We start from the raw sequence: 25,426 nt of genomic DNA, 5'->3' as shown, positions 1-25,426 counted from the left end.
GTTTATCTAGAGAGTTTAATCGTCAATAACTCGACGATGGGGAGCACGACATGCAAATTGGCGCGAATTCATTACTGCAAGAAATGCAGTCACTTCAAGGTGAAATTAAACCTTCTTTTGGGATTTCACCCAATAACATTGTGCAGCAAGTGAATAACACCAGCGGTGCTGACTTTGGACAACTCCTCTCCCAAGCCATTGGCAATGTTAGTGGTTTGCAATCAACCTCATCGAATCTTGCGACCCGACTCGAAATGGGTGACACCACTGTGAGCCTTTCTGATACAGTTATCGCCCGCGAAAAGGCCAGTGTTGCCTTTGAAGCCACAGTCCAAGTGCGCAATAAGCTCGTTGAAGCTTATAAAGAAATAATGAGCATGCCTGTTTAGGCCAGTGAATAACGCAATTAGCAGGTACGAATCGTGAGCACAGAAATGATTGTCGGATCAAACGCCGGCGCAGTGGACCAAGGGGTCCAACAGGAAAATAAATCCGGCGTGCTGGGGAGTCTCGGTGGCGTCGATATGATGCGTCAAATCACCATGATTTTAGCCCTTGCCATTTGTTTGGCATTAGCCGTGTTCGTCATGATCTGGGCACAGGAACCTGAGTATCGTCCATTGGGTAAAATGGAGACTCAGGAAATGGTGCAAGTGCTCGATGTACTCGATAAAAACAAGATCAAATATCAAATCGATGTCGACGTTGTTAAGGTGCCCGAAGACAAATATCAAGAAGTTAAAATGATGCTGAGCCGTGCGGGTATCGATAGTGCCGCAGCCTCAAGCAAAGACTTCTTGACCCAAGACAGTGGTTTTGGCGTGAGCCAACGCATGGAGCAGGCTCGTCTCAAGCATAGCCAAGAAGAAAATCTCGCCCGCGCAATCGAACAATTACAAAGTGTTAGCCGCGCCAAGGTGATTTTAGCGCTCCCGAAAGAAAACGTGTTTGCCCGCAATACCTCGCAACCCAGTGCGACCGTTGTCATTAACACTCGCCGTGGTGGTTTAGGCCAAGGTGAAGTCGATGCGATTGTGGATATCGTCGCTTCTGCGGTTCAGGGCTTAGAGCCATCTCGCGTCACAGTTACAGATTCTAATGGCCGTTTACTCAATTCAGGCAGTCAAGATGGTGTGTCTGCAAGGGCACGCCGTGAGCTTGAACTAGTACAACAAAAAGAAGCCGAATACCGCACTAAAATTGACTCCATTCTGACGCCCATCCTTGGTCCTGATAACTTCACTTCCCAAGTTGATGTGAGCATGGATTTCACCGCGGTCGAGCAAACGGCAAAACGTTTTAACCCCGATTTACCGTCGCTGCGCAGCGAAATGACGGTCGAGAATAATTCGACTGGCGGTTCGACTGGTGGTATTCCTGGCGCGTTATCGAACCAGCCACCGATGGAGTCTAATATTCCACAGGAAGCGGCTAAGGCGACTGAAAGCGTAACGGCGGGTAACTCGCACCGCGAAGCAACCCGTAATTTTGAATTAGACACCACTATCAGCCATACCCGTCAGCAAATTGGCGTTGTGCGCCGCGTCAGTGTATCGGTTGCCGTGGACTTTAAACCGGGCGCCGCCGGTGAAAATGGCCAAGTGGCGCGCGTTGCTCGTACCGAGCAAGAGCTCACCAATATCCGCCGTTTACTGGAAGGTGCGGTAGGTTTTAGCGCCCAGCGTGGTGATGTTTTAGAGGTGGTCACTGTTCCCTTTATGGATCAATTGGTTGAAGATGTTCCTGCGCCTGAGCTTTGGGAGCAACCTTGGTTCTGGCGTGCGGTCAAGTTAGGTGTTGGTGCCTTAGTGATCTTAGTGCTCATTCTTGCTGTAGTGCGTCCAATGTTGAAACGCTTAATCTATCCTGACAATGTGAACATGCCAGAAGATTCAAGACTGGGTAATGAGCTGGCCGAGATTGAAGACCAATACGCCGCCGATACCTTAGGGATGCTCAATACCAAAGAAGCAGAGTATAGTTATGCCGACGATGGCTCAATTCTTATCCCTAATCTGCATAAAGATGATGATATGATTAAAGCTATCCGTGCGCTTGTGGCCAATGAGCCCGAGCTTTCTACCCAAGTCGTGAAAAACTGGTTACAAGACAATGGCTGAGAATAAATCAAAAGACGCCGCTGAAACTTCTGGCTTTAATGTAAAGGATCTCAGCGGTATCGAAAAAACGGCAATTTTACTGTTAAGTTTGAGTGAAGCCGATGCCGCCTCCATTTTAAAGCACTTAGAACCTAAACAAGTGCAAAAGGTGGGGATGGCGATGGCGGCCATGGAAGACTTTGGGCAGGAAAAAGTCATCGGGGTGCATAAGCTGTTTCTCGATGATATTCAAAAGTATTCTTCTATTGGTTTTAACAGTGAAGAGTTCGTCCGTAAGGCGTTAACCGCGGCTTTAGGTGAAGACAAAGCCGGTAATTTGATTGAACAAATTATCATGGGCAGCGGCGCCAAAGGCTTAGACTCACTCAAATGGATGGATGCGCGCCAAGTGGCAACTATCATCCAAAACGAACATCCTCAGATCCAAACCATTGTTTTATCGTATTTAGAGCCAGATCAAGCGGCGGAGATTTTCGGCCAGTTCCCTGAGAACACGCGCTTAGACTTAATGATGCGTATTGCTAACCTTGAAGAAGTGCAGCCTGCGGCATTGCAGGAATTGAACGATATCATGGAGAAACAATTCGCCGGCCAAGGTGGCGCACAGGCGGCGAAGATGGGCGGTTTAAAAGCGGCTGCCAACATCATGAACTACCTCGATACCGGTATCGAAAGCCAGTTGATGGAAACCATGCGCGAAACCGACGAGGAAATGGCGCAGCAAATCCAAGACTTAATGTTCGTGTTCGAAAACCTGATCGATGTAGACGACCGCGGTATCCAAACCTTGCTGCGTGAAGTGCAGCAGGATGTGTTGATGAAGGCACTTAAAGGTACCGACGATCAACTTAAAGATAAAATTCTGGGCAATATGTCAAAACGGGCCGCCGAATTGCTGCGTGACGATTTAGAGGCCATGGGCCCGATCCGGATCAGCGAAGTGGAGATTGCTCAAAAAGAAATTCTGTCAATTGCACGTCGTTTAAGTGACAGCGGTGAAATCATGTTAGGCGGCGGTGGTGGCGATGAGTTCCTCTAATCGGAGTGACAATAGCGACAATAAATTGTCCCACAGGGTCGTCAGCGACGCCGATATTGAGTTCAGTCATTGGTCATTACCCGATGTCACCGAAGCCGAGGAAGAGGGTGTCTCCAACCTGTTTGGTTATGCAGGGCAACTATCGCCGAAGGCCGTGGCCGTTGAAACGGTTGCTCCACCAACCTTGGCCGAGATTGAAGACATTCGCGCTCAAGCCGAGGAGGAAGGCTTTAACGAAGGCAAGACCCAAGGTTATGCCGAAGGGCTAGAGCAGGGCAGACTCGAAGGATTAGAGCAAGGCCATACCGAGGGCCTAGCCCAAGGGCATGAGCAGGGGCTCGAAGCTGGGCTTGCCGAAGCGAAGGCATTAGTCACTCGCTTCGAAGGACTGCTGAGTCAGTTTGAAAAGCCATTGCAATTACTCGATGGCGATATTGAACATTCTTTAATGACGCTAACCATGGCGCTGGCTAAATCTGTGATTGGTCATGAACTTAAAACCCATCCAGAGCAAATTTTATCTGCACTGCGTTTAGGGGTTGAATCATTGCCGATCAAGGAGCAAAGCGTCAGTATTCGTCTCCATCCCGACGATGTCACTTTAGTCGAGAAGCTATATTCCAGTACTCAATTGAACCTTAATCAGTGGCAATTAGAGGCGGATCCTACCCTCTCTGTCGGCGACTGCATCATTAGTAGCCAACGCTCGTTGGTGGATTTAACCCTATCCTCGCGCATTGATGCGGTATTTGAATCCTTACGTAATCAACAATCCCATTTGAGTCATCAGCAGCAACAGCGCCAAGCGGTCCTCGATGAGGAAAACGCCGCAAAAGTTGCCTCGACTACCGAGCTAGGTGACGAGGCGCAAAGTAGCCAGCCACAACATGATGGAGAGCAAGATGCAAAATCGCCGCCATCAACTGCTGAATAAGCTGAATCATTGCATCGATAAAGTCCCGCCATTCCGTGCTGTCGCCAGTGGCCAACTGGTGCGCGTGGTTGGCTTAACCTTAGAAGCTAGTGGTTGTCGCGCCCCCGTTGGCAGCTTGTGTTCTATCGAAACCATGGCGGGAGAGTTGATCGCCGAAGTTGTTGGCTTCGACGATGAACTGCTGTATCTGATGCCGATTGAGGAATTGCGCGGTGTGTTACCCGGCGCACGGGTTATTCCCCTCGGTGAGCAGGCGGGGCTCAATGTGGGCTTATCCCTGTTGGGGCGCGTACTCGACGGTAATGGTGTGCCATTAGATGGTCTTGGCGCTTTATCGACTGAGCAACAGGCGCCGAGGCACAGTAACGCCATCAATCCACTTTCTCGCCGAGCGATCACCGAACCACTCGATGTGGGCGTACGCGCCATCAATGCCATGCTCACCGTTGGTAAGGGCCAACGTATGGGCCTATTTGCAGGCTCTGGCGTGGGTAAGAGTGTGCTACTCGGCATGATGACGCGAGGCTCTACCGCTGACATTATTGTGGTGGGATTAGTGGGGGAGCGTGGTCGCGAAGTTAAAGAATTTATTGAAGAAATCCTTGGTGAAAAGGGCAGAGCACGCTCGGTTGTGGTGGCGGCGCCCGCCGATACTTCACCATTAATGCGCCTTCGCGCCTGTGAAACCTCTACTCGTATTGCCGAGTATTTTCGGGATTTAGGCTATAACGTATTGTTATTAATGGACAGTTTGACTCGTTATGCCCAGGCGCAGCGGGAGATTGCCCTAGCCGTAGGTGAGCCACCGGCGACGAAAGGTTATCCACCTTCGGTATTTGCGAAATTGCCACGTTTGGTTGAGCGGGCAGGCAATGGTGGTCCCGGGCAAGGTTCTATAACCGCATTTTATACTGTACTGACCGAGGGCGATGACCAACAGGATCCTATTGCCGATGCATCTCGGGCTATCCTCGACGGCCATATTGTGCTCTCCCGTGCATTAGCTGATTCCGGGCACTATCCCGCAATCGATATTGAGGCTTCCATTAGCCGTGTGGCCCCAATGGTGATTTCGAACGAGCACTTAGAAGCCATGCGCCGCGTCAAACAGACCTATTCCCTTTACCAGCAGAATAAGGACCTGATTTCGATCGGGGCTTATGCCCAAGGCAGCGATCCGCGAATCGATAACGCCATACGCCTGCAACCTGCGATGAATGCCTTCTTACGCCAAACCATGCGTGATGCCTTTAGTTTTGCCGATAGCCAAGTCATGCTTGGGCAACTCGCGGCGCAATGTAAATAATCGAGACTGTTATGGCGAATGCCGATCCTTTATTGCTGGTGTTAAAATTAGCCCTCGATGCAGAGGAACAGGCTGCGTTGTTGCTAAAGTCGGCACAATTAGAGTGTCAAAAGCGTCAAAATCAGTTGGATGCACTCAACAATTATCGCTTGGACTACATGAAGCAGATGCAGTCTCAGCAGGGACAAGCCATCAGCGCCAGCCATTATCACCAATTCCACCGTTTTATCCGCCAAATCGATGAGGCCATTGCGCAGCAAAATCGTGTGGTCGCCGATGGGGAGAAGCAAAAAAATTATCGTCAGCAGCATTGGCTCGAGAAGCAGAAGAAACGTAAGGCAGTAGAACTACTCTTAGAGAATAAAGAGAAAAAACGCCAAGCACTTGAGTTGAAGAAAGAGCAAAAGATGACAGATGAATTTGCCTCTCAGCAGTTTTTTCGCCGCAATAAACCCTAACCCAAGCTAGCCATTGCTTGTTTAAGTTGTTTCTTCAATCAGTAAGCTCCATTTGTTGGCATTTTATTTGCTAGCTTTATGCAAGATATGGCCAAAGCCGCATAAATTGACGTTTGCCCGCATGTTTTTATGTCTTGGGGTGAATGTTTAGGAGCTGATATGCAACAAATGAACAACATCCTATTAGCGTCAAGCGCGAAAAACAGCGCTAGCTCGAGTAAAGCATTGACTCAAGATGCTAATAGTGAAGACTTTTCTGCAGCGTTGGCTTCAGTTACATCCGTATCATCCCCCTCGACTAAAACCCCTATATCTCAGGATGTGGCCGTCAAATCTGCTAAAGCGGAAGCCAGCACTGACGATACCAATACCGATGATGAAGCCGATATCAGCTTGATTTTCGCCCAGATTGGTATGGCAAATGAGATGAAGAAAGCGGCAGCTCCGGGCGAGTCTTTGCCGCTTGAGGCCGATATCACGGCAACGGTGGACGCAGACTCTACATCTTCATTATTAGTCGATGACCCATCTCAGACCGACAGTTCTATTGTTGACGGCACTTTTTCCGATGAAATGGCTAAGTTTGTCGAGGTCTCCAACATAAGCATTGGCAATACAAAAGTGGATGTGAGTTCTGAAACACCAGACTCTGAGTCAGTCACCTCAAAGGCGACCGGACAAAATACTGCGCAAGTCACCGCAAAGTTTATACAGCAGCAAGCCTCACAACAGAACGCGGCTGATGTTGCTGCTACTGAGAGTGTAGAACCACAGATCCCAGCTGTTGATGTTGATGCTTTGGTTGCGGCCGCGACAGTGGCGGAAACGGATACTCAAGGTGCTTTAGTTGATGATTCGCTTTTGATTGATGATGCTGCGCTACTTTCAGGTCTGCGCAGCGAAAAGTTCGTTAAACCGCCCGAAAATCATATTTTACCCATTGAGGGTGAACCTTTGTTAGGGGCAAAAGAGCCTGGTACAACAGAGCTTGGTGCAACAATTGGCGCTAAGGCAATAAATGTGTCGACGCAGCCAGCAGATAAAGCTCTAGCACCCCAAAGTATGGTGTCCCAAGTCGTTGATAATCAAACACCAATTAAAGCGGCCAATGCCTCTGCGAGTGATGTATTAACGACGAATGCAGCCACAGCCGCTAATGCTAACGATCTTAATACCTTAGGCACTAATGCCGCGACTAATGTATCAGGTACCACAGCCATAGATCCGAGTCTTACTGCCGACAACCCATCCCGCGCCGAGATTTCAGCAGGCTTTTTGCTAAAAGACGCTAAGCTAGCGGTTACTCTCGATGCGCAGCAAGATAGCCAAGTTGCTGCTTTAAGTCCTGGCAGCGAAGAGGCGGGCAGCGAGTTTAAGCCTGTGGAGTTTAAAGCAGTATCTTCACTGCATTCTTTGGCAACGCCAGCAACCCAGCGTCAAGATATTCCGCAAGTGCAGCTTTCCTTGCGCCAAGGTGTAGAAACTCAAAACCAAATGCAGGAGATGATCCAGCGCTTTTCACCTGTGATGAAGCAGCAATTGGTGACTATGGTAAGCCAGGGTATCCAACAGGCGGAAATCCGTTTAGATCCGCCAGAACTTGGGCATATGTTGGTTAAAGTGCAAGTCCATGGCGACCAGACACAAGTGCAGTTCCATGTCACACAATCGCAAACCCGCGATGTGGTCGAACAAGCCATTCCCCGCCTGCGTGAATTATTACAGGAACAAGGCATGCAATTGGCCGACAGTCATGTTTCTCAAGGTGACCAAGGTCAACGCCGTGAGGGGGGATTTGGTGAAGCGGGTGGTTCGAGTGGTGGAAATGTGGATGATTTCTCGGCAGAAGAGCTAGATTTAGGTTTAAATCAAGCAACTAGTTTAAATTCAGGTATAGATTATTACGCTTAAGAAGGTAACCTATAGTAATAATGCGGATTATAATCCGCATCCTAATCCATTCCCGCATTTAGCCAATTAAAGAGTATATAAAATGGCCAAGGAAGAATCACTAGAACTTGAAAGCACCGAAGCGCCTAAAAGTAAGAAGAAGTTTATTTTTATCGGTGCGGGCGTCTTAGTGGCACTATTAATAGGTGGTGCGCTGTGGTTTTTCCTCGGTAGCAGTGATGAAGCCCCTGCAGCAGCGGCCGAAGGGACTGCGCCTACTGAGGCAACCACTCCTGCCGCCGATGCGGCAATGGCGGCCTACGTACCAATGCCACGACCCTTTTTATTTAATCTCCCTGGGCCAGATCGCGCTCGTCTCGTTGAAATTAAAGTGCAATTGATGGTTAGAGGCCAAGACGATGATGTTTTGACTCAAAAGCATATTCCGTTGATTGAAGATGCGCTGTTAACCACCTTTAGTGGCGCCGATGTACAAAAATTGAGTACTCAGGCGGGTAAAGATGAATTGCGGCAATTAGCGCTGCTGAGCGTGCAAAATACCTTGCAATCCGTGACCGGACGTAAAGTGGTTGAGAAAGTACTCTTTACCGGTTTTGTAATGCAATAACCTTTTATCTTCAGCACCTTAAAGAGGCGAAGACAATACTGTGAGTGATTTATTAAGCCAAGACGAAATTGATGCGCTCTTACACGGAGTCGATGACGTCGAAGAGGATAATGAGCTTGATGCCGCGGGGCTGGAAGCTCGCTCCTACGACTTTTCCTCCCAAGACCGTATCGTGCGTGGCCGTATGCCCACGCTCGAGATTGTGAATGAGCGTTTTGCCCGTCACCTGCGGATCAGCATGTTCAACATGATGCGTCGTGCGGCCGAAGTGTCGATTAACGGCGTGCAAATGCTGAAATTTGGTGAGTACGTACACACCTTATTCGTCCCGACCAGCTTGAACATGGTGCGCTTTCATCCCTTAAAAGGTACGGCACTGATCACCATGGAAGCGCGTTTAGTGTTTATTCTGGTGGACAACTTTTTTGGCGGCGATGGCCGTTTCCATGCCAAGATTGAAGGGCGGGAATTTACCCCGACCGAACGTCGCATCGTGCAACTTTTGCTTAAGATTATCTTTGAAGACTATAAAGATGCGTGGGCGCCGGTGATGGATGTGGAGTTTGATTATTTAGACTCCGAAGTCAACCCCGCTATGGCGAACATCGTCAGTCCCACTGAAGTGGTGGTGATTAACTCCTTCCATATCGAAGTGGATGGCGGCGGCGGTGACTTCCATATCACTATGCCGTATTCGATGATTGAACCTATCCGTGAACTACTCGATGCCGGTGTGCAGAGTGATAAACAAGACACGGACATGCGTTGGTCACAGGCGCTGCATGACGAAATTATGGATGTGAAAGTCGGATTTGATGCCAGTGTGGTTGAGCATGAACTCACACTCAAAGACGTCATGAACTTCAAGGCCGGGGATATTATTCCAATCGAGCTGCCTGAATACATTATGATGAAAATCGAAGACTTACCGACGTATCGCTGTAAAATGGGGCGTTCACGCGATAATCTAGCACTTAAAATTTACGAAAAAATCCCACGTCCTGAAACGGTCAAATCCGAACTGCAATTAGTGACACGTAAAGGCAAAGCCAGAGACATATCCGAATTATAAAGGTGAAGTGAGATGAGTACAGATGATGATTGGGCAGCAGCCATGGCCGAGCAGGCATTGGAAGAGGCTAATGCCATTGACCTTGACGAGCTGGTAGACGAGTCGCAGCCAATTAGTAAGGCCGAAGCCGCCAAACTAGACACTATTTTAGATATCCCTGTGACGATCTCGATGGAGGTCGGTCGCAGCTATATCAGCATTCGTAACCTGCTGCAGTTGAACCAAGGTTCTGTCGTAGAGTTGGACAGGGTCGCGGGTGAGCCGCTAGATGTGATGGTCAATGGCACGCTTATCGCCCATGGCGAAGTGGTTGTGGTTAACGATAAGTTTGGTATCCGCCTAACGGATGTGATCAGTCAAACTGAGCGGATTAAAAAGCTTAAGTAATTCACCGATAAACACGAAGCCTGAAGGAGCGAGATGAGCACATCGGTAATTCTCAGTCTAGTAGCAGCGACTCAGGCGAGTGTTGCTGGCGTTGCTAACGAAAGTACCGCGACAGCAACGAAAGTGGCAGAACCCTCGCAAATGGCCGCCGCAGCGAGCATGCTTGGCGGTCTTATTTTAGTGTTATTGCTTATCTTCGCCTTAGCCTACCTGCTGCGGCGATTTAATTTAGTGCCGACTAATCACAGTGTACTGAAAACCCTCGCGGTAACATCGCTTGGGCAGAAGGAGCGTTTGGTACTCGTTCAGGTTGGTGAACAGCAGTATTTGTTGGGCGTTAGCGGGCAACAGGTTAATTTAATTGATAAATTAGCTGAGCCTATCGAAATTGAGTCCACTTCCTTTGCGGACAAGCTACGGCAGGCGAAATTAAAACAATGATGAAGTACATACTCACCTTAATTGGGGTCAGTACCCTGTTGTTTGCCGCATCGGTGGGCGCGGCCGATGGTGTATTGCCTGCGGTAACCGTAAAAACCGCCGCCGATGGTTCGACCGAATATTCGGTGACCATGCAAATCCTGTTACTAATGACTTCGCTGAGCTTTATCCCTGCGATGGTCATTATGTTGACCTCTTTTACTCGCATCATAGTGGTGCTGTCGATTTTGCGCCAAGCCATTGGTTTACAACAGACACCCTCTAACCAAGTTTTGATTGGTATGAGCCTGTTTATGACCTTTTTCATTATGGCGCCGGTGTTCGACAAAATTTATGACCAAGGGGTCAAGCCTTATATTGATGAGCAGCTCACGCTGCAACAGGCCTTCGATAAGGGCAAAGAGCCATTACGTGCATTCATGTTAGGGCAAGTGCGTACCACAGATCTGAAAACCTTTATCGATATCTCGGGGTATCAAAACATTAATTCCCCAGAAGAAGCGCCAATGAGCGTGTTGGTGCCAGCTTTTATTACCAGTGAACTGAAAACCGCCTTTCAAATTGGGTTTATGTTGTTTGTGCCATTCTTAGTGCTCGATCTCGTGGTGGCCAGTATCTTGATGGCCATGGGTATGATGATGCTCTCGCCGATGATTGTCTCTTTACCCTTTAAGATCATGTTGTTTGTGCTTGTCGACGGCTGGGGCCTAGTAATGGGCACACTCGCCAATAGCTTTGGTTAGACGAGCGGAGATTCGCGATGACGCCAGAAGCCCTAATCGATATTTTCCGTGAGGCCTTAGCCGTGATAGTCATGATGGTTTCGGCCATCGTACTGCCAGGGCTGGGTATTGGCTTAATTGTGGCGGTGTTTCAAGCTGCGACCTCAATTAACGAACAGACTTTAAGCTTTTTACCTCGACTGATAGTGACCTTACTGGCCTTGATGGTCATGGGACACTGGTTAGTGCAAACCCTGATGGATTTCTTTATCGAAATGGTTAACCGCATTCCCCAAGTGGTGGGTTAAGTCCATGGAGCTGCTGCTCGACACCTTAATGCAAACCATCGCCTCTTACATGTGGCCATTGTTTCGCGTGACCAGCATGTTGATGGTCATGGTGGTGTTTGGGGCTACAACAACTCCGACTCGTGTACGTTTACTGTTAGCCGTTGCCATCACGCTTACCATTGCGCCAGTTTTGCCGCCCGTAAAGGATGCCGAACTCTTTTCCTTAAGCGCTGTTTTTATTACCGCCCAGCAAATTATTATTGGTGTCGCCATGGGTTTTGTGACCCAAATGGTGATGCAAACCTTTGTGTTAACGGGCCAGATCATTGGTATGCAAACCAGTTTAGGTTTTGCCTCTATGGTCGACCCTGGATCTGGTCAACAAACACCAGTGATAGGTAATTTCTTCTTGTTACTCGCGACGTTGATTTTTCTCGCCGTCGATGGACACCTGTTGATGATCCGCATGCTCGTCGCCAGTTTTGAGACCTTACCGATTTCGAATCAAGGATTAACCTTAACAAGTTATCGCTCGCTAGCGGAATGGGGCTCCTATATGTTTGGCGCGGCACTGACTATGTCGCTCTCGGCGATTATTGCCTTACTACTCGTTAACTTATCCTTTGGGGTCATGACCCGCGCCGCGCCGCAGCTGAACATTTTCTCGATAGGTTTCCCCATCACTATGATTGGTGGACTGCTGATTTTATGGTTGACCTTGACTCCCGTAATGGCCCATTTCGAAGAAGTCTGGGCGTCGGCACAGCTTTTGCTGTGTGATATTTTAGGGCTTCAGTGCCAAGCCAATGGCATATTCTAACCGGATAGGAACGCGTAATGGCTGAAGAAAGTAGCGGCGAACGCAGCGAGGAACCCACCGGGAGGCGCCTCGAACAGGCGCGAGAAAAAGGGCAGGTAGCCCGTTCAAAAGAGTTAGGTACTGCGACCGTGTTACTCTCGGCGGCGACTGGCTTATATATGCTCGGACCTGGAATTGCGAAAGCCTTATCCAACGTATTCGAGCGTGTATTTACCATGGAGCGCGCTGCGATTTTCGATACGAACCAGATGTTTAATGTATGGGGCGTCGTGGGGAGCGAGATTGGCTGGCCGTTACTCAAGATTATGTTACTGATTGTGGTGGTGGCATTTATCGGTAACGTATCCCTTGGCGGGATGAATTTCTCCACCCAAGCCATGATGCCTAAAGCCAGTAAGATGAGCCCGATTGCAGGCTTTAAGCGGATGTTTGGTGTGCAGGCCTTGGTTGAATTAACCAAAGGGATTGCTAAGTTCTCCGTGGTAGCAATCGCGGCTTATTTGCTACTCAGTCATTATTTTAACGATATTCTGCTCCTGTCTGCCGATCATCTCCCCGGTAACGTCCATCATGCGCTGGATTTATTGGTGTGGATGTTCATTCTGCTTTGCTCCTCCGTCTTAGTCATAGTGGTCATCGATGTGCCGTTTCAGATCTGGAACCACAACAAACAGCTGAAAATGACTAAGCAGGAAGTCAAAGACGAGTATAAAGATACCGAAGGTAAACCCGAGGTCAAAGGGCGAGTACGGCAAATGCAGCGTGAGTTAGCGCAGCGGCGCATGATGGCCGAAGTGCCCAATGCGGATGTGATTGTGGTGAACCCTGAGCATTATGCGGTGGCCATTAAATACGATGTGAAGCGCTCTGCAGCGCCTTTTGTGATCGCTAAAGGCGTCGACGAAGTGGCGTTTAAAATCCGCGAGGTGGCAAGGGCACATAACATTGCGATTGTCTCTGCACCACCGCTTGCGCGGGCCATTTATCACACCACTAAACTTGAGCAGCAGATCCCTGAGGGCCTATTTACTGCGGTGGCACAGGTACTGGCTTATGTGTTCCAGTTACGCCAGTACCAAAAAGGTCGTGGTCGTAAACCTATTCCAATCCCTGCTAATCAACCCATTCCTGACGAGCTGAAGCACTAGTTAAGTGTTAGGTTAACGAAGAGATAGTTCACAGAGATAAAACCATAACTTGAACTGTTAGCGGTTGGCGCGCTTTTTGCTTCCAGGCTGTTATACGTCAAAGTTTAGGTATCTGTGAATGGATGTTAAAGCCTCCCTAGGCCAAGTAAAACAGTTGAAACTGAGCTCTTTCAAGGGCATAGGTACGCCAATGCTAGTGCTTGCGGCATTGGCTATGATTGTATTGCCTATCCCGCCATTTCTACTCGACGTTTTATTCTCCTTTAACATTGCCTTGGCTTTGATTGTTCTTCTTGTCGCGATTTATACCGACAGACCCTTAGACTTTGCTGCTTTTCCAACTGTTTTATTAGTCGCGACATTGCTGCGACTCGCACTTAACGTGGCATCGACCCGTGTAGTATTACTCGAAGGTCACAATGGTGGTGATGCCGCCGGTAAGGTGATTGAGGCCTTCGGCTCCGTGGTCATTGGCGGTAACTATGCAGTGGGTCTAGTTGTATTTATAATCTTGATTATTATCAACTTTGCCGTTGTGACTAAAGGTGCTGGCCGTATTGCCGAGGTGAGTGCTCGCTTTACCTTAGATGCGATGCCCGGTAAGCAAATGGCCATCGATGCCGACTTGAACGCAGGTATTATTAATCAGGATCAAGCCAGAACCAGACGCGCCGAGGTGACCCGCGAAGCCGACTTCTATGGCGCGATGGACGGTGCGTCTAAGTTTGTAAAGGGCGATGCGATTGCCGGTATCATGATCTTGGTTATCAACATTCTCGGTGGGTTTATTATCGGGATTGTGCAGCACGGTTTGACATTCTCCCAAGCCGTTGAAATTTATACCCTGTTAACCATTGGTGACGGTCTCGTCGCACAAATCCCCGGCCTGTTGTTGTCAATTGCTGCGGCGTTGATGGTGACCCGTCAAAATGAATCTGGCGATATGGGCCAGATGTTGATTAGTCAGATGTTTGACAGTCACAAGTCACTCAGTATTGCGGCTGGCGTACTCTTTGTCATGGGTATTGTGCCAGGCATGCCACACATGGCGTTTTTAAGCTTTGCCGTGATCACAGGTGGTGCCGCTTACTTTATATTTAAACGTAATGAAGCCAAACGTGCCAAAGCCCTTGAGCAAGTCAAAACGGGCCCAACTGAAAGAGCCGAAAGAGAACCTAAAGAACTTAGCTGGGACGATGTGCACCACGTTGACACTATCGGTCTGGAAGTGGGTTATCGTTTGATCCCATTGGTCGATAAGGGGCAAGGTGGTGAATTACTGAGCCGGATCAAAGGAGTACGTAAAAAACTTTCTCAAGAACTGGGCTTCTTGGTGCCTGCGGTACATATTCGTGACAACCTCGATTTATCACCCAATGCCTACCGCATCTCGTTAATGGGCGTGGTGGTTGGAGAGGCGGATATTCGCCATGACTGCGAACTCGCCATCAACCCTGGTCAAGTTTATGGCAAGCTCGATGGTATCGAAACGCGTGATCCTGCCTTTGGTCTCGAAGCGGTTTGGATTGCCCCAGAGCTGCGTGAACATGCACAAACCTTAGGTTATACCGTGGTGGATGCCGCGACAGTGGTGGCAACCCATATCAGCCAAATATTGACGAATAACGCGGCGAAACTCTTAGGCTACGAAGAAGTGCAACAACTGATGGATATGCTTGCCAAGCATTCGCCTAAGCTGGTGGATGGCTTTATTCCTGATGTGATGCCGCTCGGAAATGTCGTAAAAGTGATGCAAAACCTATTAAATGAAGGAGTTTCTGTCAGAGACTTGCGTACCATAGTGCAAACTTTGTTAGAATACGGCACTAAGAGTAACGATACTGAAGTATTAACGGCCGCGGTGCGTATCGCATTGAAGCGCATGATAGTTCAAGAGATCTCCGGTCCTGAACTCGAAATACCTGTCATAACTTTGGCGCCAGAGTTGGAACAGATGTTGCATCAGTCGATGCAGGCAACCGGTGGCGATGGTCCTAATATCGAGCCCGGTCTTGCGGAGCGTATGCAGCAATCCTTAGCGGATGCCGCTCAAAAGCAAGAAATGGTTGGTCAGCCGGCTATTTTGCTAACGTCAGGTATGTTACGTGCGACACTGTCTCGCTTTGTTAAATATACTATTCCTAATCTCAGAGTGATTTCTTACCAAGAAATCCCCGATGAAAAGCAAATACGCATAGTGTCTGCCGTCGGCCAGTAGAGGACGCATAAGTGAAGATTAAACGTTTTTTTGCCAAAGACATGCGTGCTGCACTGGCCCAAGTGAAGGACACGCTCGGCTCCGATGCCGTGATTATGTCAAATAAAAAAGTGAACGGTGGCATTGAGATTGTGGCTGCCGTTGACTATGACGAGCCCAAAGCGAAGGCGCCTGCTGCGGCTCCGACCTTTATGGATGTGAGTGATGACTTAGTTTCGCTCGGTGCTAAAGCGCCGATTCGCGCTGAAACTAAGTTAAAACCATCGGCGCCAGCGGACTCTCTCCAAGCATTGCTCGAGAAGCAACAAAGCCGTTTAAACCAACAGCTCACCCATCAACAGCAAGACGCCGAACTGCCTGCGTGGGCTAAAGGATTACAAGCACCTGTGGCACCTAAAGCTGAGCGTCGCGATATGGGCAATCCCTTCGATAAGAAACCGCAGAGCTCGCCAAAACAAAATGCGGATCTCGAAGCCATGCGCGATGAATTATCATCCTTACGTAATTTGTTGACCCATCAGGTTTCAGCATTGATGACTGAGCATAAAAAACGTATCGACCCTGTCGGTGCCATGCTGGAGTCAAAGTTGCTGGAAGCCGAGTTTTCTCCAGCTGTCGCGAACAAGTTAGCGGCGCTCAGTCAACACTATACCCCTGCAGAATTAGTTCGTGCACTGCCACAAAGTCTAGCGAATATGCTTGATAACCAAGGTGATGATATCGTTAAGCAAGGTGGTGTTGTAGCGCTGGTTGGCCCAACGGGTGTAGGCAAAACCACTTCTTTAGCGAAATTAGCGGCTCGTTTCGCCGCCCATCATGGTGCGGATCAAGTGGCTTTGATTACCACAGACCATTATCGTATTGGCGCCTATGAGCAATTGGCCACCTATGGCAAAATTATGGGTTGTCCAGTCAAACAAGCCCATGACCTTGCTGAACTGGAGCAAATTCTGTATCAGTTCAGAAATCGCAAGCTAGTATTGATAGATACCGCGGGTATGGGTCAACGAGATATGCGGCTTTACCAGCAACTTGATAATTTAACTGCAAATAGCAGAATACCTATCCGCAGTTATCTGGTACTGTCTGCCACAGGACAGCGCCGCGTGCTGCAAGATGCTGTAAATCACTTTAAACGCATTCCCTTATCTGGTGTTGTACTCACAAAACTCGATGAATCCGTGTCTTTAGCGGGCGCATTAAGTGTGTTGATCCAAAGTGGGTTGCCATTAAGTTATGTTACGGATGGGCAGCGAGTGCCCGAAGATATGAAAGTCGCCGATACCTTACTGCTCGCTGAGCAGGCATTAGCGGCCTTAGAAAACACTGAAGAACAATCGTTACCAGACACAGCGTGGTCAGATAATATGACCTGTGCATTTGAGTAGAGTTATGACCCTGGATCAAGCAAGTGGTTTACGTATGATGAATCAACCCTATAACGAAAAAGTGAAAGTAATCGCGGTTACGGGTGGTAAAGGTGGCGTGGGTAAAACCAGTGTGTCCATCAATACCGCTGTAGCATTAGCCGAAAAGGGCAAGCGTGTCTTAGTGCTTGATGCCGACTTAGGCTTGGCAAACGTCGATGTCATGTTAGGGATCCGTGCTGAACGTAACCTTTCCCATGTACTCTCAGGCGATGCTGAGCTGGATGATATTATTGTCCGTGGTCCCAAGGGCATAGGCATTGTCCCCGCGACCTCGGGTACTCAAGGCATGGTAGAATTGAGCCCCGCACAACATGCAGGTTTAATTCGTGCTTTCAGTGAGATGCGTACCCAGTTTGATATTCTCATCGTGGATACTGCCGCGGGGATTTCAGACATGGTGCTCAGTTTCTCCCGTGCGTCACAGGATGTACTAGTCGTGGTATGTGACGAGCCAACCTCCATCACTGACGCTTATGCGTTGATCAAAATTCTCAGCCGTGAACACGGTGTTTTCCGCTTTAAAATTGTTGCGAATATGGTGCGCAGTTTACGCGAAGGTATGGAATTGTTTGCTAAACTCAGTAAAGTGACCGACAGATTCTTGGACGTGGCACTTGAACTGGTTGCGACCATTCCGTTTGATGAAAACCTTCGCAAATCAGTGCGTAAACAAAAGTTAGTGGTTGAGGCTTATCCTAAGTCTCCAGCTGCGATAGCGTACCATGGCCTAGCGAATAAAATTATGAGCTGGCCAGTACCACAGCAACCTGGTGGGCATTTGGAGTTTTTCGTTGAGCGTTTAGTTCAGCGACCAGATTTTCAAGAGGAAAAAACGAGTGAATAAAGCCGCAGCGTATACTTGTTTAGACAGTAAAACGTCAATCGTTGAACAGTATGCACCGTTGGTTAAAAGAATTGCACATCACTTGCTCGCCAGATTACCTGCCTCAGTGCAGCTCGATGACTTGCTTCAAGCGGGGATGATGGGGTTGTTAGAAGCATCATCCAAGTTTGATGGTGGCAAAGGTGCAAAGTTTGAAACCTTCGCCGGCATACGGATCCGTGGCGCCATGTTGGATGAGATCCGTCGTGGCGATTGGGTTCCCCGTTCCGTTCATCGTAATAATCGTCGAGTTGCTCAAGCCATTGATGAGTTAGAGCAAGTGTTGGGTCGTGATGCACGCGACACAGAAATTGCAGAAAAACTTGATATGACGCTCGATGAGTACCATCATATTCTTAACGATGTTTCTGTTGGTAAAATCATAGGGATAGAAGACTTAGGCGTATCACAGGATATACTCACTCCGAGCGATAATGTGAGTGATGGTACATTTGAAGCACTAGCAGAGACCCAGTTTCATTCAGCACTAGTAGAGGCGATAAAATTATTGCCCGAAAGAGATGCGCTAGTGCTATCGTTATACTACGATGAAGCATTGAATTTAAAAGAAATTGGCGCCATTCTTGAGGTGAGCGAGTCGCGAGTTAGCCAGATATTAAGTCAGGCAATGTTGCGACTCAAAGGCAAACTCAAGCATTGGACATAAGTATAATTATTTATTGAGCACAGAATGTCAGCTCACCGGAGGAAACCTTGGACAAGAATATGAAGATTCTCATCGTTGATGACTTTTCGACAATGAGACGTATCATCAAGAACTTGTTGCGAGACTTGGGATTTAACAATACCCAAGAAGCAGACGACGGCTCAACCGCGTTGCCTATGCTACAGAAGGGCGACTTTGATTTTGTCGTGACAGACTGGAATATGCCAGGTATGCAGGGTATTGATTTGCTTAAGGCTATTAGAGCTGATGATTCCCTAAAACATTTGCCCGTGTTAATGGTTACCGCCGAAGCAAAACGTGAACAAATTATTGCTGCCGCACAAGCCGGTGTTAACGGCTATGTGGTTAAGCCTTTTACCGCAGCAACACTAAAAGAGAAGTTAGATAAAATATTCGAACGACTCGCTTAAGCAAGGATGAGCTATGAAGTCACAAACATCAGGGCTCATTACGCTCGAGAAGGCTCAGCGTTTAGTTGAATTATTAAGCGCGAATGAACAAGCTCAAGCAGATGATTTATTTAGGGAACTCGCGGCTCCACTCCAAAGGGAGCTCTTTGATGAAGTTGGCAAATTGACTAGACAACTTCATAGCGCATTAATGGATTTCCAAGTTGACAATCGTTTGGTTGAACTCGCGAATACCGAAATTCCCGATGCTAAGGAACGGCTAAGTTATGTCATTGACATGACAGAACAAGCCGCGAATAAAACCATGGATGCGGTAGAAGAGTGCTTGCCGCTCGCAAATGCATTAACGGCGAATATTCAGCAAGTGATGCCATCTTGGGATAAGTTGATGCGGCGTGAAATAGCCCTGAGCGATTTTAAAGCGCTTTGCCACAATGTGCAGCATTTGATGTCACGTAGCGAATTGGATTCCAACCGCTTACGCGAATTGCTCAACCAGATTTTGATGGCGCAGGATTTTCAGGACCTGACTGGACAGATGATCCGGCGGGTGATCGATCTAGTGATGGAAGTTGAAAGTAATCTGGTGTCTATGCTGACAGTATTTGGTGAGCAACCCGTGATTGAGAGTCAGATTACTCAGAAAAATAATATTGAAGCTGAAGGACCGATAATGAATGCCGAGCTTCGTCAAGACGTCGTTACCGGTCAAGATGAAGTCGATGATCTGCTATCGAGTCTGGGTTTCTAACTGGGAGTCAATTTGATGGCCTTTGATGTAGATGAAGAGATACTCCAGGACTTTTTAATTGAAGCGGGCGAAATTCTTGAGTTGCTGCAAGAGCAACTGGTCGCGCTTGAAAACAATCCTGATGATACTAACTTGCTAAATGCCATTTTCAGGGGGTTTCATACTGTAAAAGGCGGTGCGGGTTTCCTTAGTCTCACTCCCATGGTGGATGTCTGTCACGAAGCAGAAAACACCTTCGATTTATTACGCACTGGCAAGCGCAGTGTCTCCGCCGAGTTAATGGACATCATTCTTCAAGCTGTCGATGCGATTAACACTATGTTTGCTCAAACCCAACAAGGTGAGCAACAAGACCCTGCAGATCCTGCATTATTGGCTAAATTAAAAATGCTGAGCTCAGGAGAGCCGCTTCCTTCCGAATCAGGCCAAAGTCATGCCGAAGCTGAGTCACTGCCTGAACCAGAACCTGAGCCCGAACCTGTCATAGAAACTGTGGTTGAAGTCGCCGCAGTTGAAGAAATGCCGATTGAGAAGTCAGAGCTTTCAGATTCCAGTATCGATGAAATAGATGAAGCGGAGTTTGAAGCATTACTCGATGCGCTGCACGGCGCCGGAAAAGGTCCCGGAGTTTCTGCTCCACAAGCCGATGCTGCCCCTGCTGTGCAAAATAAGCCTCAAGCGACATCTGCAAGCGCAAGCGATGATATCACCGATGATGAGTTTGAAGCGCTGCTCGATGAGCTGCACGGTTCTGGTAAGTTTAAAGGTAAAGTGGAAGAGCCTGCCAAGCCAAAAGCTGAAGCAGTTGTCGCTGCACCAAAGCCTGCCGCACCTGCTGTTGATTCGGACGAAATCACTGAGGATGAGTTCGAGCGTCTCCTCGATGAATTACATGGCAAAGGCGGCGCGCCAGCAAAAACCACTGCCAAAGTCGAATCTTCGAAAGCAAGTACCAGTGCCTCTGCGCCTTCAACGCCAGCCGCTCCTAAAGCCAGTGTTGCTGCACCAGCAACACCTCCTGCGGTAAAAGCCAAAACTGATGTGGCGGTTGCTGAAAAAGCCCCTGCTAAAGCAGCGGCAGCAGCCTCTGCTAACGTACCTCAAGGCGAGACAACTGTTCGCGTCGATACCGCGAGACTCGACCAAATCATGAACATGGTCGGTGAGTTAGTGTTAGTGCGTAACCGCTTATTGAGTTTAGGCATTAGTCGTGATGACGAAGAAATGTCTAAGGCGCTAGCGAATTTAGACTTGGTGACAGCAGATTTGCAGGGCGCTGTGATGAAAACGCGCATGCAACCCATCAAGAAAGTCTTTGGTCGTTTCCCTCGGGTTGTACGCGATTTAGCCCGTACTCTGAATAAAGAAATTGATTTAGTCCTCGTGGGCGAAGAGACCGACCTCGATAAAAACTTAGTTGAGGCGCTCGCTGATCCGTTAGTGCACTTAGTGCGAAACTCGGTAGATCACGGTATTGAGATGCCCAATGACCGTGAGGCCAGCGGCAAGCCGAGAACGGGGACCATTACCCTGTCTGCAAGCCAAGAGGGTGACCATATTCTGCTGAAAATCGAAGACGATGGCGCAGGTATGGATCCTGAAAAGTTAAAGCAAATTGCTATCAAGCGTGGGGTACTCGATGAGGATACCGCGGCGCGGATGACCGACAGTGAAGCTTATAACCTGATTTTTGCGCCTGGTTTCTCGACTAAAGTCGAGATTTCAGATATTTCCGGCCGCGGTGTTGGGATGGACGTGGTGAAAACCCGTATTACCCAGCTTAACGGTACGGTGCATATCGACTCGATGAAAGGCAAGGGCACCATACTTGAGATTAAAGTGCCGCTGACCTTGGCGATTATGCCGACCTTAATGGTGGACGTTGCCAAGCAGGTGTTTGCATTGCCTTTATCCAGTGTGAATGAGATTTTCCATCTCGATCTCACCAAGACCAATATTGTCGATGGGCAGCTTACTGTCATTGTCCGCAACAAGGCCGTACCGCTGTTCTATCTGGAGCAGTGGTTACATCGCAATAGAACCAGCTTTAAACATGGCGACAAAAAACACGGTCATGTGGTGATTGTACAGCTGGGAATGATGCAAATTGGTTTTGTTGTCGATGCTTTAATTGGGCAAGAAGAAGTGGTGATTAAACCTCTAGGGGCATTGTTGCATGGCACGCCGGGTATGGCGGGGGCGACAATCACATCCGACGGTGGTATTGCGCTCATCTTGGATGTTCCCGGATTATTAAAGCACTATGCGAAAAATAAAAGTTAGTTTCCAATAAGGAATGGAATGGCCATTAAAGTATTAGTCGTTGATGACTCAAGTTTTTTTAGACGACGTGTTAGTGAAATAGTCAATCAAGATCCTGAACTGGAAGTGATCGCAACGGCCTCTAACGGGGCCGAAGCGGTGAAGATGGCTGCCGAACTTAATCCGCAAGTCATTACAATGGACATTGAAATGCCTGTAATGGATGGTATTACTGCTGTCCGTGAGATTATGGCGAAGTGTCCAACGCCTATCTTGATGTTTTCTTCATTGACCCATGATGGTGCCAAGGCCACGCTTGATGCCCTTGATGCGGGGGCGCTTGATTTTCTACCTAAGCGATTCGAAGATATCGCGACCAATAAAGATGACGCTATTTTGCTATTGCAGCAAAGAGTCAAGGCTTTAGGTCGTCGCCGGATTTTCCGTCCTGTGGTACGTCCTACCACACCAACGCCGCCACCTCGTTCGAGTGCGAGTTCAGTATTAGGTGGGGTATCGACACATACGCAGCCTGCACCAGTTCGTTCTTCACATGCTGCATCTATTCGTCCAAGTGGTAAACAATATAAGTTATTGCTGATAGGCACATCGACGGGCGGGCCTGTTGCTTTGCAGAAAATTTTGACTCAGTTCCCCGCAAATTATCCGCATCCTATTTTGCTTATCCAGCATATGCCAGCGGCCTTTACGCCAGCCTTTGCGAATCGTTTAAATGGTTTGTGTAAGATTGAAGTCAAAGAAGCGGTGAATGGTGATGTATTGCGTCCAGGATGCGCGTATTTAGCGCCTGGCGGGATGCAAATGATGGTTGAGCGGACAGGTGTCACGGGCCGTGTCAAAGTGTTGGCAGGAAGCGCTGAGATGAATTACAAGCCCTGTGTTGATATCACCTTTGCTTCTGCCTCAAAAGCCTTTGGCGGTGATGTGCTGGCGGTAGTGTTGACAGGAATGGGAGCCGACGGCCGCGAAGGTGCGCGTATGCTGAAATCCGCGGGCGCGACCATTTGGGCACAGGATGAAGCGAGTTGTGTGGTTTATGGTATGCCGCAGGCGGTGGCCAGTGCCGGTATCGCTACTCAGTCTATTTCGCTGGACAATATGGCTGAGTCGATTTTAAAAGAGTCTGCGCGTGGCTAAGTCCAAGACACAGATAAGCACAAATATGCTGCTTATCATTGTGTTAATGGCAATCGCTATATTGTGCCTAGCCGCGTTAAGTCTCGATTATCATCGAAAAATCATGGCATTACGCGATGATGTAAAGCGATTAGAATCGACACAGATTTTGCTTATGGTACCGGATGAACAAGCTCAGGCGATTGCGTCTTGGCTCGCTTCCCATCCGGATCAAACCAAAGCGATGTTAAAGCTGGCTTCACCCGGAGAGCAAAAGGCGGTGACTTTAGGCCCCGAGACTTTTTCGGCACCCGAAACGAAAATTCCGCCAACGCTCGAGAAACCAGCTGATGATAAACCGTTGCAGCAAGCCACGGTAGATCCTGTGCCTGAATTATTGCGGCCAGAGACCTCATCTGTCCTATCGACGGCAGCGCAATCTCAATCGAATAATGTGCCTGTGGTGATTTCAGAAAATGCCGATGGGGTGAAAGTGATTAGTTTGCCTAATGGTGGCATTAGAGTCACCACGAGGGAAGGCGAGTAATGTTTGTGTTACGCAAACCTGCATATGAATAGCCGAGAATCAACATTAAAGAGGTCAGTTCTTTGAAAGTCTGGACCATTGCGAACCAAAAAGGTGGGGTTGGAAAAACCACTTCAGTAGCCAGTTTAGCCGGCGCGCTCGCTAAACGGGGTAAACGTGTACTGATGATTGATACCGATCCCCATGCATCGCTTGGTTATTACCTTGGCATTGACTCTGAAGAGGTTCCTGGTTCGCTATTTGACGTGTTTGTGGCACATAAGGGTTTGACGACTGACTTAGTGAAGTCCCACATAGTGCCCACCTTAGTCGATGGCTTAGATTTACTGCCCGCTACGATGGCGTTAGCCACGTTAGACCGAGCGCTCGGACATCAAGAGGGCATGGGGTTGGTGCTGCGTAATTTATTGGCACTGGTTGCCGATGAATACGATGTGGCGATTGTGGACTGCCCACCCGTGTTAGGGGTATTAATGGTGAACGCACTGGCGGCCAGTCAACACATAGTGATCCCCGTGCAAACCGAGTTTTTGGCCATTAAAGGGCTCGAACGCATGGTGAAAACCATGGAAATCATGGGACGCTCAAAGAAAACCCGTTATAGCTATACCGTCGTACCCACTATGTACGATAAACGTACCAAGGCATCACCTGCAGCCTTGCAGGTGCTGAGTGAACAATATGGCGACAGCCTTTGGCGAGATGTGATCCCCGTAGATACTAAGTTTAGAGACGCCAGTTTGGCACATTTACCCGCTTCCCATTATGCAAGCGGCAGTCGTGGCGTAAAAGCTTACGAGCGATTATTGGATTTTCTTTTAGCTGGGGAGTTTGGTCATGTCAAAATCGGTTGATGAAACTGTTTTTGATTTTTTTGAATTATTGCTGCATGAAGAAGACAGTAAAACTGTAGCTTCCCCAAATGCGCCTCGAAACGAGGCTGCGGTTCCGTTGGCAGGGAAAAAAAATGAAGCACAATTGCTCGATGATGCCATTTTAGCCGAGCACAGTCAGGCTAAAGTGCACGCGAGCGTGACCATTGCTGCCGAAGTGCAGCCGCAGAAGGCAAAGTCTGCCAGCAGTGTACCTCACCTTGAGGAGCCAACGCCTTTAGTTAATAAACAGGCCTTGGAAAAACTCCTTGCGCCGGTATTAAAGACGGTTGCGGACAAGCCAGCTGAGGCCATGGCCGAGGTTGCACCTGAAGTGGTTCAAGTTCAAGAGGTGGCTCATGACGAGAATACTTCGTCTGGCGCAACGCAAAACGACGCTAACGTAACCATTGAGCAGCCATCCGCAGTCGTAGATGACGAGATAATCATTGAGACAACACCCGAGACTCAGGTGGGGTTTGCCCCTCCAAGTATCACAAAAGACCTACAAGAAGTACTCGATGATGAGTTTCAAGTACTATTCTTTAAAGTGGCAGGGTTAACCTTAGCAGTGCCTTTAGTGAGTCTTGGTGGGATCGTTAAGGTTGAGCGAATTAATCATATTATCGGTCGCCCTTCTTGGTTTTTAGGAGTGCAAACCCATAGGGAAGAGCAGTTAAATCTGGTTGATACCTGTGCATGGGTGATGCCAGAAAAATACACGGATAAACTGGCGCAATCGGTAAATTATCAATATCTTGTATTATTAGAAGGCAGTAATTGGGGATTAGCTTGTGAGTCTCTCGTTAATGCAGTAAAAATTAATAAATCGCAAGTAAACTGGCGCAGCAAAGCGGGGAAACGTCCTTGGTTAGCTGGTGTAGTGAAAGAACAAATGTGTGGCATTTTGCACGTACAAGCCTTAGTTGAAATGCTTGATGCGGGTTTAGGCTGTCAGGACTCCATTGGTTGA

The 25,426-nt window shown here is 48.4% G+C and carries 26 protein-coding genes; all 26 read left to right on the top strand.

The features are described 5' to 3' along the window. Window positions 1-50 precede the first annotated feature (50 nt). Window positions 51-389: a flagellar hook-basal body complex protein FliE gene (gene fliE / locus M0415_RS18955; protein WP_011625692.1), complete on the top strand. Its 339-nt coding sequence runs from the start codon at window positions 51-53 to the stop codon at window positions 387-389. 45 nt (window positions 390-434) lie between these two features. Further along, the gene (gene fliF, locus M0415_RS18950; RefSeq protein ID WP_176399950.1) at window positions 435-2,120 is read left to right on the top strand and encodes a flagellar basal-body MS-ring/collar protein FliF; all 1,686 of its coding nucleotides are present in this window, start codon (window positions 435-437) and stop codon (window positions 2,118-2,120) included. Continuing rightward, window positions 2,113-3,159, top strand: coding sequence for a flagellar motor switch protein FliG (fliG, locus tag M0415_RS18945; RefSeq protein WP_088211992.1), 1,047 nt, complete (start codon window positions 2,113-2,115; stop codon window positions 3,157-3,159). The genes fliF and fliG overlap by 8 nt, the downstream gene beginning before the upstream one ends. Beyond that, complete coding sequence (gene fliH, locus M0415_RS18940; protein WP_088212101.1) at window positions 3,146-4,093, top strand: flagellar assembly protein FliH; 948 nt, start codon at window positions 3,146-3,148, stop codon at window positions 4,091-4,093. The genes fliG and fliH overlap by 14 nt, the downstream gene beginning before the upstream one ends. After that, the gene (gene fliI, locus M0415_RS18935; RefSeq protein ID WP_088211991.1) at window positions 4,062-5,399 is read left to right on the top strand and encodes a flagellar protein export ATPase FliI; all 1,338 of its coding nucleotides are present in this window, start codon (window positions 4,062-4,064) and stop codon (window positions 5,397-5,399) included. The genes fliH and fliI overlap by 32 nt, the downstream gene beginning before the upstream one ends. Before the next feature lie 11 nt (window positions 5,400-5,410). Further along, on the top strand, window positions 5,411-5,857 hold the full coding sequence (gene fliJ / locus M0415_RS18930) for a flagellar export protein FliJ (protein WP_088211990.1): 447 nt from the start codon (window positions 5,411-5,413) through the stop codon (window positions 5,855-5,857). A 159-nt stretch (window positions 5,858-6,016) separates the two neighbouring features. Beyond that, the gene (locus tag M0415_RS18925) at window positions 6,017-7,768 is read left to right on the top strand and encodes a flagellar hook-length control protein FliK (RefSeq protein WP_088211989.1); all 1,752 of its coding nucleotides are present in this window, start codon (window positions 6,017-6,019) and stop codon (window positions 7,766-7,768) included. Between the two features lie 82 nt (window positions 7,769-7,850). Beyond that, a complete protein-coding gene (fliL, locus tag M0415_RS18920; RefSeq protein ID WP_088211988.1) occupies window positions 7,851-8,375 on the top strand; it encodes a flagellar basal body-associated protein FliL in 525 nt (174 codons plus the stop codon). Between the two features lie 40 nt (window positions 8,376-8,415). Further along, window positions 8,416-9,447, top strand: a complete 1,032-nt coding sequence (gene fliM / locus M0415_RS18915; RefSeq protein ID WP_011716423.1) for a flagellar motor switch protein FliM — start codon at window positions 8,416-8,418, stop codon at window positions 9,445-9,447. A gap of 12 nt (window positions 9,448-9,459) precedes the next feature. After that, a complete protein-coding gene (fliN, locus tag M0415_RS18910) occupies window positions 9,460-9,834 on the top strand; it encodes a flagellar motor switch protein FliN (protein WP_011716424.1) in 375 nt (124 codons plus the stop codon). Window positions 9,835-9,867: 33 nt separating this feature from the next. Further along, window positions 9,868-10,275 (top strand): flagellar biosynthetic protein FliO, encoded by a 408-nt coding sequence (gene fliO / locus M0415_RS18905; protein WP_088211987.1) that lies wholly within the window; start codon window positions 9,868-9,870, stop codon window positions 10,273-10,275. After that, window positions 10,272-11,018 (top strand): flagellar type III secretion system pore protein FliP, encoded by a 747-nt coding sequence (gene fliP, locus M0415_RS18900; RefSeq protein ID WP_011622079.1) that lies wholly within the window; start codon window positions 10,272-10,274, stop codon window positions 11,016-11,018. Before fliO ends, fliP begins: the two co-directional genes overlap by 4 nt. 17 nt (window positions 11,019-11,035) lie before the next feature. After that, window positions 11,036-11,305, top strand: coding sequence for a flagellar biosynthesis protein FliQ (gene fliQ, locus M0415_RS18895; RefSeq protein ID WP_011622080.1), 270 nt, complete (start codon window positions 11,036-11,038; stop codon window positions 11,303-11,305). Window positions 11,306-11,309: 4 nt separating this feature from the next. Beyond that, the gene (gene fliR / locus M0415_RS18890; protein WP_088211986.1) at window positions 11,310-12,107 is read left to right on the top strand and encodes a flagellar biosynthetic protein FliR; all 798 of its coding nucleotides are present in this window, start codon (window positions 11,310-11,312) and stop codon (window positions 12,105-12,107) included. A gap of 17 nt (window positions 12,108-12,124) precedes the next feature. Next, entirely contained in the window at window positions 12,125-13,255 is a 1,131-nt protein-coding gene (gene flhB / locus M0415_RS18885; protein ID WP_088211985.1) for a flagellar biosynthesis protein FlhB, read from the top strand. Window positions 13,256-13,373: 118 nt separating this feature from the next. Further along, complete coding sequence (flhA, locus tag M0415_RS18880; protein WP_088211984.1) at window positions 13,374-15,473, top strand: flagellar biosynthesis protein FlhA; 2,100 nt, start codon at window positions 13,374-13,376, stop codon at window positions 15,471-15,473. An 11-nt stretch (window positions 15,474-15,484) separates the two neighbouring features. Next, window positions 15,485-16,861, top strand: coding sequence for a flagellar biosynthesis GTPase FlhF (gene flhF / locus M0415_RS18875; protein ID WP_011622084.1), 1,377 nt, complete (start codon window positions 15,485-15,487; stop codon window positions 16,859-16,861). A gap of 4 nt (window positions 16,862-16,865) precedes the next feature. Next, a complete protein-coding gene (locus tag M0415_RS18870) occupies window positions 16,866-17,747 on the top strand; it encodes a MinD/ParA family protein (protein ID WP_011622085.1) in 882 nt (293 codons plus the stop codon). Continuing rightward, on the top strand, window positions 17,740-18,453 hold the full coding sequence (locus M0415_RS18865) for an RNA polymerase sigma factor FliA (RefSeq protein ID WP_011622086.1): 714 nt from the start codon (window positions 17,740-17,742) through the stop codon (window positions 18,451-18,453). The genes M0415_RS18870 and M0415_RS18865 overlap by 8 nt, the downstream gene beginning before the upstream one ends. 47 nt (window positions 18,454-18,500) lie before the next feature. Further along, the gene (cheY, locus tag M0415_RS18860; RefSeq protein WP_007649667.1) at window positions 18,501-18,884 is read left to right on the top strand and encodes a chemotaxis response regulator CheY; all 384 of its coding nucleotides are present in this window, start codon (window positions 18,501-18,503) and stop codon (window positions 18,882-18,884) included. A 13-nt stretch (window positions 18,885-18,897) separates the two neighbouring features. Next, window positions 18,898-19,635 (top strand): protein phosphatase CheZ, encoded by a 738-nt coding sequence (locus M0415_RS18855; protein ID WP_011622087.1) that lies wholly within the window; start codon window positions 18,898-18,900, stop codon window positions 19,633-19,635. Between the two features lie 15 nt (window positions 19,636-19,650). Beyond that, entirely contained in the window at window positions 19,651-21,918 is a 2,268-nt protein-coding gene (locus tag M0415_RS18850) for a chemotaxis protein CheA (RefSeq protein WP_088211983.1), read from the top strand. Window positions 21,919-21,936: 18 nt separating this feature from the next. After that, complete coding sequence (locus M0415_RS18845) at window positions 21,937-23,055, top strand: protein-glutamate methylesterase/protein-glutamine glutaminase (protein ID WP_088211982.1); 1,119 nt, start codon at window positions 21,937-21,939, stop codon at window positions 23,053-23,055. A 13-nt stretch (window positions 23,056-23,068) separates the two neighbouring features. Beyond that, window positions 23,069-23,581: a membrane anchored protein in chemotaxis locus gene (locus tag M0415_RS18840; RefSeq protein WP_441347617.1), complete on the top strand. Its 513-nt coding sequence runs from the start codon at window positions 23,069-23,071 to the stop codon at window positions 23,579-23,581. Between the two features lie 62 nt (window positions 23,582-23,643). After that, entirely contained in the window at window positions 23,644-24,435 is a 792-nt protein-coding gene (locus tag M0415_RS18835) for a ParA family protein (protein WP_088211980.1), read from the top strand. After that, a complete protein-coding gene (locus M0415_RS18830) occupies window positions 24,419-25,426 on the top strand; it encodes a chemotaxis protein CheW (RefSeq protein WP_088211979.1) in 1,008 nt (335 codons plus the stop codon). Before M0415_RS18835 ends, M0415_RS18830 begins: the two co-directional genes overlap by 17 nt.

This window comes from Shewanella sp. 10B (assembly GCF_023475885.1).
Lineage (GTDB): Bacteria > Pseudomonadota > Gammaproteobacteria > Enterobacterales > Shewanellaceae > Shewanella > Shewanella mangrovisoli.
This window is presented reverse-complemented; position numbering and strand designations above follow the sequence as displayed.